We start from the raw sequence: 16,581 nt of genomic DNA, 5'->3' as shown, positions 1-16,581 counted from the left end.
GATTTGCGCATCAGTAATTTTTTATTATGGCAGGCTGCTTACGCGGGGCTGTGGTTTACCGAGACCTTATGGCCGGATTTTGACCAGCAGGTGTTTTCCGAAGCGATAGCGGCCTTTATCAACCGCGAGCGCCGGTTTGGTTGCACTGGGGAACAGGTGCGGCAAATGGCGGCCTCGGCTAAAGGATAACGAGATTGTTTAAACAACGGGTTATTACCGCCTTAGTGTTGGCACCGCTGGCACTGGCAGCGGTATTTTATTTACCGCTGGGCGGCTTTGCTGTGTTTATCTCAGTGGCGTTTTTGTTGGGAGCCTGGGAGTGGAGCGGCTTTTGTGGTTTACCAAACCGGGCCAGCCGGGTGCTTTATGTGTTATTGACCGCTGCGATCCTGGCACTGCTTTACTGGCAGTTACCGGTGCAGGCCAGCTGGCCCATTGAGACGAATCTACTGTTAAGCAGCCTGTTACTCTCTGGTATCGGCTGGTGGCTGCTGGCGATAGCCCTGGTACTCACTTATCCACGCAGCCAGCGGCTTTGGGCTAACAGTGATTGGCGTAAAGCGTTGATGGGCTGGTTAACCTTAATCCCAGCCTGGGCGGCGGTATTATTTATTCGTTCAACGGACTATGCAGCATCAAGTTTTACCGGCGCCTGGCTGATTTTTGCCTTACTGGGCCTGGTATGGGCCGCCGATATTGGCGGCTATATCGTTGGCAAACCCTTTGGCAAACACAAGCTATTACCCAAAGTGAGCCCGGGTAAAACAGTGGAAGGTATGCTGGGCGGGCTGGCGCTGGTGGCGCTGGTGGTAACGGCCGTGGCCATGCTGCAGGATTGGCCGGCGCAGACGCCGGTATGGTATGTGTCTGCACTGTTACTGACCGTATTGTCGGTATTTGGCGATTTAACAGAGAGTATGTTTAAACGGGTTGCCGGCAAAAAGGACAGCGGTGCGTTTTTACCCGGCCACGGTGGTATTTTAGACCGTATTGACAGCCTAACGGCCACCGCTCCTTTGTTTGCCATCATAGTGGCGTTGTACAGCGGGTTTTATTAATGCGCCAGGTGGTGGTATTAGGCTCAACCGGCTCTATCGGCATTAGTACACTGTCGGTACTGGCTGCGCATCCGCAAGATTATCAGGTACTGGCGTTAACAGCTGCCAGCCAGGTTGACAAGCTGCTGGCGCAGTGTCTGGCGGTGAACCCCCGTTACGCCGCGTTGCTTGACGCCACTGCAGCTAAAGCTCTGGCGCAGGCACTAAAGCAGGCCGGCAGTAAAACAGAAGTCTTAAGCGGTATCGATGGGCTGTGTCAGCTGGCCGCGCACCCTGAAGCTGATATTGTGATGGCGGCGATCGTGGGCTCCGCAGGCTTGCTACCGACGCTGGCGGCGGTCGAGCAGGGCAAAACGGTGCTGCTTGCCAACAAAGAAGCGCTGGTGATGAGCGGTGAGCTGTTTATCAACAAAGTAAAGCAACATGGTGCCACCCTGCTGCCGATAGACAGCGAACACAATGCCATTTTTCAGTGCCTGCCCTCTGGCTTACAGCAACACACACATGATCAGCAGTTAGCCGATTTTGGTATTAGCAAAATTTTGTTAACCGGCAGTGGCGGTCCTTTTCTGACTAAACCGCTTTGTGAATTTGCCAGCATTACGCCGGCGCAGGCGATAGCCCATCCGAACTGGCGCATGGGGCAGAAAATTTCAGTCGACAGCGCCACCATGATGAACAAAGGCCTGGAATTTATTGAGGCGCGCTGGCTGTTTAATTGTCAGCCAGCCGATATTGAGGTGGTGATTCACCCGCAAAGTATCATCCACTCTATGGTGCAATACACTGATGGCTCCGTTCTGGCGCAGCTGGGCCAAGCCGATATGCGCACACCGATTGCCCATGCGCTGGCATTTCCCAAACGTATGGCCAGCCCGGTAGCACCACTTAATTTTAAACAGATGCGCGATTTTACCTTCAGCGAGCCCTCGCCCGAGCGTTATCCCAACCTGTATTTAGCAATGGCTGCCTGTGCGCAAGGCCAGGGCGCTACTACGGCACTTAACGCCGGCAACGAAATAGCCGTACAGGCGTTTTTAGACGGGCAGCTGAGCTTTACCGATATCGCCAGATTGAATCAGCGCTGTCTGGAACAATTTAGCGGTTTCAGGGTCAGTACGCTGGATGATATAGTGGCGCTGGATGCAGAAGCGCGCCAGTATGCGCGCTCCTTATTAAGGAAAGGCTTGTAATGTCGGGTGCTGTCTGGAATTTGCTGTCATTTATCGTCGCTCTGGGTGTGCTTATCACGGTGCATGAATTTGGTCATTTCTGGGTAGCACGCAAAAATGGCGTCTTGGTAAAACGTTTCTCTATTGGTTTTGGTAAGGCGCTGGTGCGCTGGCGTGACAAGCAAGGCACCGAATTTGTGATTGCCGCCATTCCGCTGGGCGGTTATGTCCGAATGTTGGACGAACGGGTCGACCCGGTACTGCCGCAGTTTAAAGATCTGGCCTTTAACCACAAAACCGTATGGCAGCGCATGGCGATTATTGCCGCAGGCCCGGCGGCCAATTTTATCTTCGCTATATTCGCTCTTTGGCTGATGTATATGCTGGGTGTGCAAACGATGCGGCCGCTGGTAGCCGATGTTGCGCCGGCATCTATTGCCGCTACCGCAGGTGTTAGTCCTAATCAGCAAATTATTGGTGTTAATCAGCATAAAGCCAGCGATGCCAGTAGCGTTAATTTATTACTGGTTGAGCAGATTGGCCGTGACAGCATTACCCTGAAATTGCAGGACATGGCTACGCAGCAAGTCCGTGAGGTAAGGTTAAATACCCGTGATTGGCAGTTTGACCCTGAGCAACAAACGGTATTTGACAGCCTGGGGCTGGTGTTAGCCAGGCCACAGCTGCTAACCGAGATTGCTGCTGTAGCGCCTGATTCTGCCGCCGCGCAGGCTGGCCTTAAAGCAAACGACAAAATTAAAGCCATTGATGGTAGTGCGATCACCGACTGGCAACAGCTACAACAAATGATAACGAACTCGCCCGAACGCGAGTTGCAGCTGGATATTGTACGTGATGGCCAGCCTGTCAGGCTGAACGTTACCCCCAAACGGGTCGTGGCAGAAGATGGGTTTTCACAGGGGGTGTTGGGTATTACCCCCAAGGTAAGCGACTGGCCAGAGGGCGTGCTTTATACCCAGCATTATGGCGCTATCGATGCCATAGTGGCGGGGGCGGCACACACCTGGCAGCTGACCAGGCTGAGTTTTGCCATGATTGGCAAATTGCTTACCGGCGATGTGTCAGTTAAGCATTTAAGTGGTCCTATTGCCATTGCGCAGGGGGCCGGCACCACAGCCAGTATAGGTTTAGTCGCTTTTTTATCGTTTTTAGCGCTGATAAGTGTTAACTTAGCCGTCATTAATTTACTGCCGTTACCGGTACTGGATGGTGGACACCTAATGTACATGCTGCTGGAACTAATACGCGGCAAACCTGTCTCTGAGAAGACGCAGGAAATAGGTTTCCGCTTTGGTGCGTTAGTCCTGCTGATGTTAATGGGAATTGCGCTGCTCAACGATATTTCTCGTTTGTAAATAACTAATCATAAGTAGTTCAAATAATGACAATTAAACGATTAGTAGCTGCGATGTTACTGGCCTCTGCCAGTAGCTCGGTGCTCGCTGAAGAATCTTTTACGGTACAGGATATTCAGGTAGAAGGCCTGCAACGTGTGGCACTGGGTGCAGCGTTAAATAACCTACCGTTTAACGTGGGTGATACGGTAACGGAATACAGCTTGTCACGTAGTATCCGTACTTTGTATAGCGCCGGCCATTTTGACGACATTAAAGTATTCCGCGATGGTAATACGGTCATTTATCGTTTGCGCGAACGGCCCACTATTAACTCTATAGTGTTCGATGGCAATAAAGATATTAAAGAAGAACAGCTAAAAGACAGCCTGGCTGGCAACAGGGTGGAAGTCGGTGAGCCGCTGGACAAAACTATCCTGAAAAGTATCGAAAACGGCTTAACCGAGTTTTATCATGGCGTGGGTAAATATCAGGCCAAGGTTGAGATTGAAGTAACCTATCTGCCACGTAACCGGGTTAATTTAAAGATCAAGTTTGAAGAGGGTGACGCCGCGTCAATCCGGCAAATTAACATCGTCGGTAATAAGCTGTTCTCCGATGAAGAACTGTTGCGCGATATCGAGTCGAAGCAGGATTTACCCTGGTGGCGTTTTTTATCTTCTGATCGCTACCAAAAACAAACGCTACAGGGCGATATTGAAAAAATTACCAGTTATTACCTGGACCGCGGTTACCTGCGCTTTAATATCGACTCTTCACAGGTCTCTGTCAGCCCGGACAAAGAGTCCGTCTATGTTACCCTTAACGTAACAGAAGGCGAGCAGTATAAAATTAACGGTGTGAAGTTCGTTGGCGATTTAATTGGCCAGGACGAGTTTATCAGCCGTATAGTGCCACTGAAAAACGGTGACTTGTATAACGGCGCTTTGGTGACTTATACCGAAGAGACGATTGCCAAACTGCTGGCCCGTTTTGGCTATGCCAACTCGAAAGTGCGCACTATTCCGCAAATTAACGACGACACCAAAGAGGTCGAACTCACTATTAGCGTTGATCCGGGTAAGCGGGTTTATGTACGTCGTATCAGCATGAGCGGCAATGCCAATACGCAGGATGAAGTATTACGCCGTGAACTGCGGCAAATGGAAGGCGCCTGGTTGTCTAATGACGCGCTGGAGTTATCCAAGCAGCGTATTCAGCGCTTGCCTTATGTCGAGTCCATTGAATTTCAAACCACGCCGGTTGCCGGGGTGGATGATTTAGTTGATGTCAACTTTACCGTTAAAGAGCAGCCGTCAGGCAGTTTTAACGCCGGTATCTCTTATGGCAACTATATGGGGCTGTCGTTTCAGATCGGCGTGCAGCAGGAAAGCTTTTTAGGCAGCGGTAACAGCGCCGGTATTAGTCTTAGCACGAACAAGTACCAGAAATCGGTCAGCCTGACCTATACCGACCCGTATTTTACCCTCGATGGCGTCAGCCTGGGTGGTCAGGTGTTTTATTCTGACATCGATTACAGCAGTGCCTCTTCTAACCTGGAAGCTTATAACCAGCGCCGCTATGGTTTTGGTGCCAATATCGGCTACCCGATTAATGAATATAATCGGCTGAACTTCGGCGCTAACTATGTAGTGAATAAGATCAATTCTATTAATGAATATGATCAGTTACGCCATTTTAGGGCTGTATTGCTGGACGCGCAAAATCCGGATGGCGGTTATAATTTTACCAACTACGAGCTGACCGCTGGTTGGGTGCGTAGTACGCTGAACCGGGGGCTATTCCCCACTGCAGGGCATTATTTAGGTGCCAGTATTAAGGTGACTACGCCAAACTCAGATCTGACGTTCTTTAAAACCGCCTTTGAAGGGCGTAACTATATTCCGCTTAGCGATGACCATAGCTGGTCATTCTTAACTAAACTGGAGCTGGGTTACGGTAATGGTTATGGCAATAAGAATGGCTATGACTACACCTTGCCCTTTACTGAAAACTACTATGCCGGCGGCCAGAACCTGCGCGGTTTTGAAAGCCGTATTATCGGCCCGCGCGCGATTTTCCGTTACGCGCAGCAGGTGCCAGGTCTACCAGAGCTGGGGTCAGGTGGCGGCAGCTTCCCGGCCGATCCGGACAGTGATAATTACTCAGTATCGCAGCGCTCTATCGGCGGTAATGCGATGGCTGTATTGACTATGGAGCTGATTACGCCAACGCCGTTTTTAAGCGACGAGTACCGTAACTCAGTGCGCACCAGCTTATTTGTCGATGCGGGTAATGTTTGGGATACCGAGTTTGATATTGACCGTTATGCGGGGCTCACGCAGCGCTTTACCGGGCAGAACCAACCTGCGTTGGCCGATTACTCGGATCCGAGTTTAATTCGGGCCACTGCTGGTGTATCTTTACAGTGGATTTCGCCAATGGGCCCTTTAACCTTCAGCCTGGCCAAAATCATCAAGAAGTACGAAGGTGATTTACAGGAAAACTTTAGTTTTAATATTGGTACAACGTTCTAAATTCAAAAAATAGGGAAAAGAAGATGTTAAATACACGTTTGGTAAAATCTGCACTGATATTGTTAGCAGGTTTAATGCTGGCCGGCACCGTTGCGGCAAAAGAAATGAAAATTGGTTTTGTTGATGTACAGGCGGTAGCAGCGAAAATTCCACAATCAGCCGCTATGCAGGAAACTATCCGCACTGAGTTTGCCCAGCGCATCGAGGCTGTAGGTAAATTGGAAAAAGATATTAATTTCAATATTGAAAAGCTGCGCCGTGATGGCCCAACCATGAGCGAAAAGCAGCAGGATGAATTAAAAACCACGCTGAACAACCAGCGTCAGCAGTATGAGCAGTTAGCCCGTCCGTTAGACGAAGAGATCCGTAACCGTCAAGCCGAAGAGCGCAACAAAGTGCTGGCGCTGATTAAATCCGCTATTGATGCAGTGGCTGAGCGTGAGAAGTTTGACGTAGTATTAAACTCAGGCGCGGCAGTATATGCCAAGCCAGAGTATGACATTTCAGACGCTGTTGCAGCTCAGGTTAGTAAAGCAAAATAATGGCCGGGTATTCACTAGCAGCATTGGCTGAGCGCTTAAACGCTCAGCTTATTGGTGACGGTCAGTGTCATGTCACAGCCATTGCTACGCTGGAAAACGCTTCAGCAGGCCAGATCAGTTTTTTGTCCAATAGTAAGTACCGTAAATTTTTAGCCGAAACGCGCGCGTCAGCCGTGCTTATTACAGCTGATGATGTGGCTTTTGTGGCGCCAGGTGTCAATGCCTTGGTGGTGAAAGACCCTTATGTCGCCTTTGCCCGTGTGGCGCAAATGTTAGATACCACACCAGCCGCCGCCAGCAATATTCACCCTACGGCAGTGATTGATAGCACCGCAGTGTTGGGTGACAAGGTGGCGATAGGCCCGGGCGCTGTTATTTCAGCCGGGGCTGTGCTGGGTAACAATGTACAAATAGGGGCGGGCTGTTTTATTGGCGAGAGCGCCAGCATAGGTGCCGACAGCAAAATATGGGCAAATGTAACGCTGTATCATGCGGTGCGTATTGGCCAGCGCTGTATTATCCACAGTGGTGCCGTTATTGGTGCCGATGGCTTTGGCTTTGCCAATGAACATGGTAACTGGGTTAAAATACCTCAGACGGGCACTGTGGTGCTGGGTGATGACTGCGAAATCGGTGCCAACACCACTATAGACCGTGGTGCCATTGAAAATACCGTTATTGGCAATAATGTCATTATTGATAACCAGTGCCAGATTGCCCATAACGTGCAGATTGGCGATCATACTGCTATCGCGGGCTGCACTGTCGTGGCCGGCAGCACTAAGATTGGCCGCTACTGTATTATCGGCGGCGCTGTGGTGATTAACGGCCATATCGAGATTTGTGACGGTGCCCATATCACTGGTATGGCCATGGTAATGAAGCCTATTACAGAAAAAGGCGTATACTCATCAGGTCTACCGGCGACCAGTAATCAGGAATGGCGTAAAAATACTGCCAAGTTACGCCAGATAGAACAATTGTATCAGCGGGTGAAGCAACTGGAACAGCAGCTTGTAGCACTGGCCACCCCGACCGACACAGATAATCAGACAGAGGACTAGCCTTGGCTAACCAACTTAACAGCCTGCAAATTCAGGAAATTATGGCATTATTGCCACATCGCTACCCGTTTTTACTGATTGATAAAGTGGTGGACTACACCCCGGGTGAAAGCCTGACCGCGATTAAAAACGTGACCATTAACGAGCCTATTTTTACCGGCCATTTCCCGGGGATGCCGATTTTTCCCGGCGTGTTGATCCTGGAAGCCTTAGCGCAGGCTACCGGTATTCTTGGTTTTAAAACGGTCACTGAGCGCTCAGAAAATGAGTTATATCTGTTTGCCGCCATTGATGAAGCCCGTTTTAAAAAGCCGGTAGTACCGGGTGATACCATGGTGCTGGAAGTAAAGTTTTTAAAAGAGCGCCGCAACATGTGGAAGTTTTACGGCGAAGCAAAAGTAGAAGGCCAGATTGTCTGCTCGGCGGAGCTGATGTGTGCCAGAAGAGAGCTCTAACGTGATCCATCCATCTGCGGTAATCGAACCCGGTGCTAAGCTGGGTAATAATGTTAAAGTCGGCCCGTTTTGTTACATCGGCAATAATGTAGTACTGGGCGACGACTGTATTCTGGAATCGCATGTCGCGATTAAAGGCCCCAGCACTATTGGTAAAGGCAATCACTTTTTCCAGTTCGCCAGCATTGGCGAAGCCTGCCAGGACAAAAAATACAAAGGCGAGCCGACCGAGCTGATTATCGGCGATTACAATGTGTTTCGTGAAGGTTGCTCAGTGCATCGCGGCACGGTGCAGGATCAGGGCAAGACCATCATCGGTAGCCATAACCTGTTTATGAATACCACCCATATTGCCCATGATGTGGTTGTTGGCAACCATACTATTTTCGCCAGCGGTGCTCAGGCAGCCGGCCATGTGCATGTGGGGGATTGGGCCATTTTGGGCGGTATGACCGGCGTGCATCAGTTTGTCCATATCGGTGCGCACAGTTTCTGTGGCGGTGGCTCTATCGTGCTGAAAGACGTACCCCCTTATCTGATGGTACATGGCGCCCCCTGCGTACCGGCCGGTATTAACACTGAAGGCTTAAAACGCCGTGGCTTTGACGCTGAGGTGTTACTGGAAATCCGCCGCGCCTATAAAGAGGTGTACCGTAAAGGCCAAACCGTGGCTGAAGCCTTAGCTGCACTGGAAGAAAAAGCCGCGACTATGCCACAGCTGAAGCTGTTTACCGACTTTATTGCCAACGCCAGCCGGGGCATAGTGCGCTGATGCAGCCAGGTCGACCATTAAAAATCGCCATTATCGCCGGGGAACACTCCGGCGATATTTTAGGCGCCGATCTGATCACAGCGCTTAAAGCCACTCATGCCGATGCCGTGTTTTATGGCATCGGTGGCCCGCGCATGCAGGCACTGGGCTTTAACGCCCTGTTTGATATGGAAGAGCTGGCGGTCATGGGCATTGTGGAAGTGCTGGGCCGGCTGCCTCGGTTATTACAGGTTAAGCGCGAAATACTGGCGGCGCTGTTAAAAGATATACCCGATGTATTTATTGGTATCGACGCACCTGATTTTAACCTGCCGGTAGAGCTGCAGCTAAAACAAGCGGGCATTAAAACCGTGCATTATGTCAGCCCGTCAGTGTGGGCCTGGCGGCATAAACGTATTTTTAAAATTGCGGCCGCCACTAACATGGTGTTATCGCTGCTGCCGTTTGAAAAAGCCTTTTACGATAAATATCAGGTGCCGTGCACCTTTGTTGGCCATACGCTGGCCGACAGTATGCCGCTGGATGTCGATAAAGCCGCGGCCAAAGCTGAGTTGGGGCTAGAGCCAAGCCGGCCGGTATTAGCCATTATGCCCGGCAGCCGCACTAATGAAATTAAACTGTTAGCGCCGGACTTTTTGCAGGCGGCGCGCTTATTACAGCAGCAGTTGCCAGCGCTACAGTTGGTGACCAATATGGTCACTGAACAAAAGGCGGCGCAGTTTAATGCGATCAAGCAGCAATTGGCGCCAGAGCTTGTTATTACTGAATTTACCGGTCAGGCCAGACAGGTGCTATTAGCTGCTGATGCGACCTTTATCACCTCCGGTACCGCCACCTTAGAGGCCATGCTGGCCAAGTGCTTAATGGTAGTGGCATACCGCGCCAACTGGCTAACCTATCAAATTGGTAAACGGCTGGTAAAGCTGGCGCATTTTAGTCTGCCGAATTTACTGGCCGGGCGTGGTATGGTGCCAGAACTATTGCAGCATCAGGTGACACCGCAAGCGCTGGTCGATGCGATGTTGCCGCAGCTCTCTGCCAACCGGCAGGTACTGCTTGAAGAGTACCGCGCTATCCACCAACAAATTAAATGCAATGCCAGCGAAAAAGCAGCGGCGGCTATTTTACAGGTAATATCGCATGACACTGTACCCAAGGCCTGACGTTGCGCTGATTTGCGGCGTGGATGAAGTCGGCCGCGGGCCATTGATTGGCGCTGTGGTCACTGCCGCTGTGATTCTGGATCCGACGCAGCCGATTGCCGGTTTAACTGACTCAAAAAAGTTATCAGAAAAGCGCCGCGTCGAACTGGCAGAGCAAATTAAACAGCAGGCGCTGTGCTGGGCATTGGGCCGCGCTGAACCGCATGAGATAGACCAGCTGAATATTTTGCACGCGACTATGCTGGCGATGCGCCGGGCGGTAGCCGCATTACGTATCAGGCCAGAATGGGTGTTGGTAGATGGTAACCGTACCACTGATTTCGGTATACCTGCCAGTGCGGTGGTAAAAGGTGATTTACTGGTGCCGGAAATCAGCGCAGCATCTATTTTAGCTAAAGTGGCGCGCGACAGTGAGATGCAGGCGCTGCATCTGGCGCACCCGCAATTTGGTTTTGACAGCCACAAAGGGTATCCCACTGCCGCGCATCTGGCGGCGATTGCCGAACATGGTGTATTAGTGCAACACCGGCGCAGTTTTAAACCGGTACGCCAGGTGCTGGAGCAAGGCGGGTTATGAGTTCACCCACCTTTATTCACCTGCGGGTACACAGTGATTTTTCCATGGTCGATGGCCTGGCGAAAGTCAAACCTATTGTAAAAGCAGCACAAAAGCTCGCCATGCCCGCGTTGGCGCTGACCGACCAAATGAACTTTTGTGGTCTGGTACGCTTTTACAGCACCGCACATGAGGCCGGCATTAAGCCTATTGTTGGTGTTGATTGTTACGTACGCCACCCGCTGTTTGGCAACGAAACCAGCCGTATGTTGCTGCTGGCGGCCGACAATACTGGCTATCAGAACCTCAGCCAGCTGATTTCAAAAGCCTATTTACGTGGCCATGTCGACGGTAAACCACAAATTGAGCATGACTGGCTGGCGGATTACAGCCAGGGCGTTATTATGCTCTCTGGTGGTAAAGATGGCCTGCTGGGTAAAGCCTTATTAAAAGAAAACCCGCACAGCATCAAAGAACTGCTGGCGTTTTATCAGCAGCATTTTGCCGATCGCTTTTATCTTGAGCTTATTCGTACCGGCCGGCCCGACGAAGAGCTGTATATCCAAAAAGCCGTTAGCCTGGCCGAGCAATATCAACTGCCGCTGGTTGCTACCAATGAAGTGGTATTTTTGCAGCCAGACGATTTCGCTGCCCATGAAATCCGCGTCGCCATTCATGATGGTTTTACGTTGGACGATAAACGCCGGCCGCAGAATTATAGTCAGCAACAATACCTTAAATCAGAGCAGGACATGCAGCAGCTGTTTGCCGATTTACCCGAGGCGCTGGAAAACTCGGTTGAAATTGCCAAACGCTGCAATGTTACCATCCGCCTTGGCGAGTACTTCTTGCCGGCCTTTCCGACCGGTGGCATGACAGACGCCGATTTTCTGGTAATGAAATCACGCGAAGGCTTAGAAGAGCGTTTGCTGCAGCTGTTTCCCGACGAGGCCGTCCGGGCAGAAAAGCGCACTGAATATGACGAGCGCTTACAGATAGAGCTGGACGTAATAAACCAGATGGGTTTCCCGGGTTACTTCCTCGTGGTAATGGAGTTTATCCAGTGGAGCAAAGATAACGATATTCCGGTGGGGCCGGGCAGGGGCTCGGGTGCTGGCTCACTGGTCGCTTATGCGCTGAAAATTACCGATCTGGACCCGCTGGAATTTGACCTGCTGTTCGAGCGCTTTCTAAACCCGGAGCGGGTATCGATGCCCGACTTTGACGTCGACTTTTGTATGGATCGGCGTGATGAAGTCATTGAGCACGTCGCCGACATGTATGGCCGCGAAGCGGTATCGCAAATTATTACCTTCGGTACTATGGCGGCAAAAGCGGTTATCCGCGACGTCGGCCGGGTGCTCGGCCATCCTTATGGTTTTGTCGATCGCATCTCAAAACTGATCCCGCCCACGCCCGGTATGACGCTGGAGCAGGCGTTTAAAGAAGAGCCGCGTTTGCCTGAGCTGTATCAGCAGGATCAGGAAGTAAAAGATCTGATTGATATGGCGCGTCAGCTCGAGGGCGTAACCCGTAACGCCGGTAAGCACGCCGGTGGCGTGGTAATAGCGCCGACCAAAATTACCGACTTCTCACCGCTTTATTGCGATGATGAAGGCAACAACCCGGTTACCCAGTTTGATAAAAACGATGTTGAATACGCCGGGTTGGTGAAATTCGACTTCCTTGGCCTGCGCACCCTGACCATTTTGCAATGGGCAGTGAACATGGCCAATGCCAGGCTGAGCCGTGAAGGCAAGCCGCTGGTGGATATTAACAAAATACCGCTGACCGATAAGAAAAGTTACGACGTGCTGATGAAAGCCGATACCACAGCGGTATTTCAGCTGGAATCGCGCGGCATGAAAGATCTGATCCGCCGCCTGCAGCCCGACTGTTTTGAAGATATGATCGCCTTAGTAGCGCTGTTCCGCCCCGGCCCGCTGCAATCGGGCATGGTGGATAACTTTATCGATCGTAAACGTGGCCGCGAAGAGATCTCTTATCCGGATGCCACCTGGCAGCATGAGTCGCTCAAGCCAATCTTAGAGCCGACCTATGGCATTATTCTGTATCAGGAACAGGTAATGCAGATTGCCCAGGTGCTGTCGGGCTACTCACTGGGGGGCGCGGACTTACTGCGCCGCGCTATGGGTAAGAAAAAGCCGGAAGAGATGGCGAAACAGCGCGACACCTTCCAGCAAGGCGCCGCCAATAATGGCATTGACCCAGATCTGGCGATGAAGATTTTCGATCTGGTAGAAAAGTTCGCTGGTTACGGTTTTAACAAGTCGCACTCCGCGGCTTATGCATTGGTGTCGTATCAGACGCTGTGGATGAAAGCGCATTACCCGGCCGAATTTATGGCGGCGGTAATGTCGGCTGATATGGATAACACCGACAAAATTGTGACCCTGGTCGATGAGTGCGAGCGGATGAAGCTAAAGCTTATTCCGCCCGATGTTAACACCGGCGTATACAAATTTACCGTTAACGAGCAGGGCCATATTGTGTATGGCATTGGTGCGATCAAAGGGGTTGGTGAGGGCCCGATAGAGGCCATTTTACAGGCCAGGCAGCAGCATGGCAGCTTTAGCGACTTATTTGATTTTTGCGCCAAGGTTGACTTAAAAAAACTGAACCGGCGCGTCATTGAAAAGCTGATTTTATCCGGCGCTATGGACCGTTTAGGCCCGCACCGGGCTGCGTTGATGGCCAGTTTGGAAGAGGCAATGAAAGCCGCCGAGCAACATGCCAAAGCCCAGGCGGTGGGGCAGGATGATTTATTTGGCCTGTTAAGCCCTGAGCCGGAACATGCGGCAGCCGCCTTTAAGCAGGTGGCGCCCTGGCCGGATGAAGTCTGGCTGGAAGGCGAGCGCGAAACGCTGGGCCTGTATTTAACCGGCCACCCGATTAACCGCTATCTGGATGAGATACCGCGTTATATTAATTGCCGCTTGTCAGAACTGCAGCCAACACGTAAAGATCAAAGTGTGACCGTAGCCGGCTTAGTGGTGTCGGTACGGGTGATGATTAACAAAAAAGGCCGGCGCTGGGCCATCGTCACGCTGGATGATAAATCGGCGCGGCTGGATGTGCGGTTTTTTCCGGATCTGTTGGAAAGTTTCGAGCAACAGCTGCAAAAAGATAGCATTCTGGTGATAACCGGACAGGTCAGCTTTGATGATTTTAACGGTGGCCTTACAATGACCGGCCGCGATGTCAGCGAGATCACGGCAGTAAGGGAAAAATCTCTGAGATCGCTTAATATCACTGTACAATCGCCGCAAATAGACCACAATTACCTGCAAAGATTGCAGCAGGTATTGGGCGAGTATAAAGCAGGTACTGTGCCGGTAAAATTGCGCTATCAACGCCAGGAAGGCGAAGTTATGTTACAGCTGGGAACTCAGTGGTGGGTAACGCCGGCCGACGCTTTGTTGCACCAGTTAAAGCAATTGGCAACAATAGAACTGGAATTTAATTAATTAGGTAGTGACAGTCGATGATGCTGAATTATTTAGAGTTTGAGCAACCTATTGCTGAACTTGAAGCAAAAATAGACGAATTACGTAATGTCAGCCGCAATGGCGATTACGATTTAGGCTTAGAAGAAGAGATCAACAAACTAAAAGAAAAAAGTCTGGGCCTGACCAAAAAGATTTTTGCTGAGCTGGGTGCCTGGCAAGTGGCGCAATTAGCCCGCCATCCGCTTAGGCCCTACACGCTGGATTATATCCAGCATATGTTTACGGAGTTTGATGATTTAGCCGGTGACCGCGCTTTTGCCAACGATCAGGCAATAGTGGGGGGGACTGCGCGTTTAGGTGATACGCCAGTGATGGTGATTGGCCATCAGAAGGGCCGTGATACCCGCGAAAAAATTAAACGTAACTTTGGTATGCCACGGCCGGAAGGGTACCGTAAAGCCTTGCGCTTAATGGAAATGGCCGAACGTTTTAACATGCCGATACTCACCTTTATCGACACACCGGGGGCTTACCCTGGCATAGGCGCGGAAGAACGTGGTCAGTCTGAAGCGATAGCGCGCAATTTAAAAGTGATGGCTGGCCTTAAAGTGCCGGTGATCTGCACCGTGATTGGCGAAGGTGGCTCGGGTGGCGCGCTGGCGATTGGTGTCGGTGATAAAGTAAATATGCTGCAATACAGCACCTATTCGGTAATATCCCCGGAGGGCTGCGCCTCTATTTTATGGAAAAGCGCTGAGAAAGCGCCACTGGCGGCCGAAGCAATGGGCATTACTGCCGAGCGTATTAAAGAGCTGAAGCTGATTGATGAAGTTATCCCAGAGCCGCTGGGCGGTGCACATCGCTCTCATGAGCAGATGGCGCAAACGTTAAAGCAGGCCTTGCTGCGTGACTTGCAAAAGCTGCAAAAAATGAGCAGCAAAGAACTGTTGGATGTGCGTTATAAACGGTTAATGTCATACGGTTATTGCTAAACGTTATTGGTAACACTGCTATGACAAAACGCCAGTGCCGCTGCACTGGCGTTTTGTTTTGTGGTAGCCTGTCGCATTATTTATTAACGCTGTAGCCTATGACAGAACCTCTCGCCGGCCCAGCGCCCGAGTTAAGCGCCGCCGGCCTTATCAATACACTTGCCTTAGCTGATGATAACCAGCTGGTGCTGGCATTAAGTGGCGGCCTGGACTCTATGGTGCTGCTGCACCTTTTGGTGCAGGCGCAAAAGCAGCAGGCTTTTGCCTTATCAGCAGTATATGTTAACCACGGTATCAGTCAGCATGCCGGGCACTGGGGGCAGTTTTGCGCTGCACAGTGCCAGGCGCTAGGGGTTAGCTTTTACCAGCAGCAGGTTAAGCTAAGCGGTACCGATAATCTGGAACATAAGGCGCGTCAGGCGCGTTATCAGGCGCTGGCGCAGTATGTTTGTACCGGCAAGCATCTGCTGTTAACTGCGCACCACGGCGATGATCAGCTGGAAACCCTGTTACTGGCGCTTAAACGCGGTGCCGGTCCGGCGGGCCTGGCCGGTATAGCCGCCAGGCGGCCTTTTGCTAAAGGCACGCTGCTGCGGCCTTTACTGGCTTTTAGCCGTCAGCAGCTGGAACAGTACGCCCAAGCACATCAGCTGAGCTGGGTAGAAGATGACAGCAACAGCGATACGCGTTTTGAGCGTAATTTTATCCGCCAGCAGATAGCGCCGCTGCTGCAGAAGCGCTGGCCGCATTTTAACCAGACAGTGCAGCGCAGCATGCAGCATATTGCCCAGCAGCAAGCGCTATTAGACCACTATACCGCGCAAGCGCTTAGCGTCTGTGTTAACGCCCAGGGCCTGGACTTAACGCAGTTGGCCGCCTATTTACCGGCGCAGCAGGATTTAGTTATCCGTCAGTGGCTGGCCGGGGCGGGTTTAAACCCCGAAACCCAGTGGTTAGTTACGTTGAAACAGCAGGTGATTGCGGCGCGGCAAGATGCAACACCGCAGCTGGTGCTGGGCCATTATACCCTTTGCCGCTATGCCAACACCTTGTATCTGCTAGCGCCCACCGAGCTGCAGGTACCAGGGGCTAGCCTGAGCTTTGCTGTTAATACCAACACGGCGCAGTTTGCCCTGAATTTGCCTGCTGGCTGTGGGGTGTTGCAGTTTAGCCATAGCGCAGCAGACAAGGCTCTGCCGTTGCCGTCAGCCGCAGGGGAGGTGGTATTTGGCCGCTTAAGCCTGCGTTTTAAACCCGCCGGTGCGTCGGTGAGTAAGCCGCTAAAGCAGTGGTTTAAGTTATGGCAGGTACCGCCCTGGCAGCGTCAGCGGGTGCCGCTGTTGCTGGTTGACGGCAACTTGGTGGCGGTAGCGGGCTTTGCCAGCAGCCTAACGCCGGCTGAAGCTAAGCTGTGGCTACTTTGGCAGCCTGAGGTTAGCGCTTAA

The 16,581-nt window shown here is 51.6% G+C and carries 14 protein-coding genes; all 14 read left to right on the top strand.

Annotated elements, in window-relative coordinates; genetic code table 11:
- Positions 1 to 189 (top strand): undecaprenyl diphosphate synthase family protein (locus RNAN_RS11560; protein ID WP_040552043.1); only part of this gene is annotated, 189 nt, incomplete at its 5' end.
- Between the two features lie 5 nt (positions 190 to 194).
- A complete protein-coding gene (locus tag RNAN_RS11555) occupies positions 195 to 1,058 on the top strand; it encodes a phosphatidate cytidylyltransferase (protein ID WP_008221940.1) in 864 nt (287 codons plus the stop codon).
- The gene (gene ispC / locus RNAN_RS11550; RefSeq protein ID WP_008221939.1) at positions 1,058 to 2,251 is read left to right on the top strand and encodes a 1-deoxy-D-xylulose-5-phosphate reductoisomerase; all 1,194 of its coding nucleotides are present in this window, start codon (positions 1,058 to 1,060) and stop codon (positions 2,249 to 2,251) included. The genes RNAN_RS11555 and ispC overlap by 1 nt, the downstream gene beginning before the upstream one ends.
- A complete protein-coding gene (gene rseP, locus RNAN_RS11545) occupies positions 2,251 to 3,606 on the top strand; it encodes a sigma E protease regulator RseP (RefSeq protein WP_008221938.1) in 1,356 nt (451 codons plus the stop codon). The genes ispC and rseP overlap by 1 nt, the downstream gene beginning before the upstream one ends.
- Before the next feature lie 26 nt (positions 3,607 to 3,632).
- Positions 3,633 to 6,122, top strand: a complete 2,490-nt coding sequence (gene bamA, locus RNAN_RS11540; RefSeq protein ID WP_040552042.1) for an outer membrane protein assembly factor BamA — start codon at positions 3,633 to 3,635, stop codon at positions 6,120 to 6,122.
- A gap of 23 nt (positions 6,123 to 6,145) precedes the next feature.
- Positions 6,146 to 6,664, top strand: a complete 519-nt coding sequence (locus RNAN_RS11535) for an OmpH/Skp family outer membrane protein (protein ID WP_008221936.1) — start codon at positions 6,146 to 6,148, stop codon at positions 6,662 to 6,664.
- The gene (lpxD, locus tag RNAN_RS11530; RefSeq protein ID WP_008221935.1) at positions 6,664 to 7,728 is read left to right on the top strand and encodes a UDP-3-O-(3-hydroxymyristoyl)glucosamine N-acyltransferase; all 1,065 of its coding nucleotides are present in this window, start codon (positions 6,664 to 6,666) and stop codon (positions 7,726 to 7,728) included. The genes RNAN_RS11535 and lpxD overlap by 1 nt, the downstream gene beginning before the upstream one ends.
- Positions 7,729 to 7,730: 2 nt before the next feature.
- Positions 7,731 to 8,183 (top strand): 3-hydroxyacyl-ACP dehydratase FabZ, encoded by a 453-nt coding sequence (fabZ, locus tag RNAN_RS11525; RefSeq protein WP_008221934.1) that lies wholly within the window; start codon positions 7,731 to 7,733, stop codon positions 8,181 to 8,183.
- Positions 8,164 to 8,955 (top strand): acyl-ACP--UDP-N-acetylglucosamine O-acyltransferase, encoded by a 792-nt coding sequence (lpxA, locus tag RNAN_RS11520; RefSeq protein WP_008221933.1) that lies wholly within the window; start codon positions 8,164 to 8,166, stop codon positions 8,953 to 8,955. Before fabZ ends, lpxA begins: the two co-directional genes overlap by 20 nt.
- Entirely contained in the window at positions 8,955 to 10,118 is a 1,164-nt protein-coding gene (lpxB, locus tag RNAN_RS11515) for a lipid-A-disaccharide synthase (protein WP_008221932.1), read from the top strand. Before lpxA ends, lpxB begins: the two co-directional genes overlap by 1 nt.
- Positions 10,096 to 10,695, top strand: coding sequence for a ribonuclease HII (rnhB, locus tag RNAN_RS11510; RefSeq protein ID WP_008221931.1), 600 nt, complete (start codon positions 10,096 to 10,098; stop codon positions 10,693 to 10,695). The genes lpxB and rnhB overlap by 23 nt, the downstream gene beginning before the upstream one ends.
- Positions 10,692 to 14,162: a DNA polymerase III subunit alpha gene (gene dnaE, locus RNAN_RS11505; RefSeq protein WP_008221930.1), complete on the top strand. Its 3,471-nt coding sequence runs from the start codon at positions 10,692 to 10,694 to the stop codon at positions 14,160 to 14,162. Before rnhB ends, dnaE begins: the two co-directional genes overlap by 4 nt.
- Positions 14,163 to 14,179: 17 nt before the next feature.
- Positions 14,180 to 15,136 (top strand): acetyl-CoA carboxylase carboxyl transferase subunit alpha, encoded by a 957-nt coding sequence (gene accA, locus RNAN_RS11500; protein WP_008221928.1) that lies wholly within the window; start codon positions 14,180 to 14,182, stop codon positions 15,134 to 15,136.
- 98 nt (positions 15,137 to 15,234) lie between these two features.
- Complete coding sequence (gene tilS, locus RNAN_RS11495) at positions 15,235 to 16,581, top strand: tRNA lysidine(34) synthetase TilS (protein WP_008221926.1); 1,347 nt, start codon at positions 15,235 to 15,237, stop codon at positions 16,579 to 16,581.

It is taken from the genome of Rheinheimera nanhaiensis E407-8, assembly GCF_000296695.1.
GTDB lineage: Bacteria > Pseudomonadota > Gammaproteobacteria > Enterobacterales > Alteromonadaceae > Alishewanella > Alishewanella nanhaiensis.
This window is presented reverse-complemented; position numbering and strand designations above follow the sequence as displayed.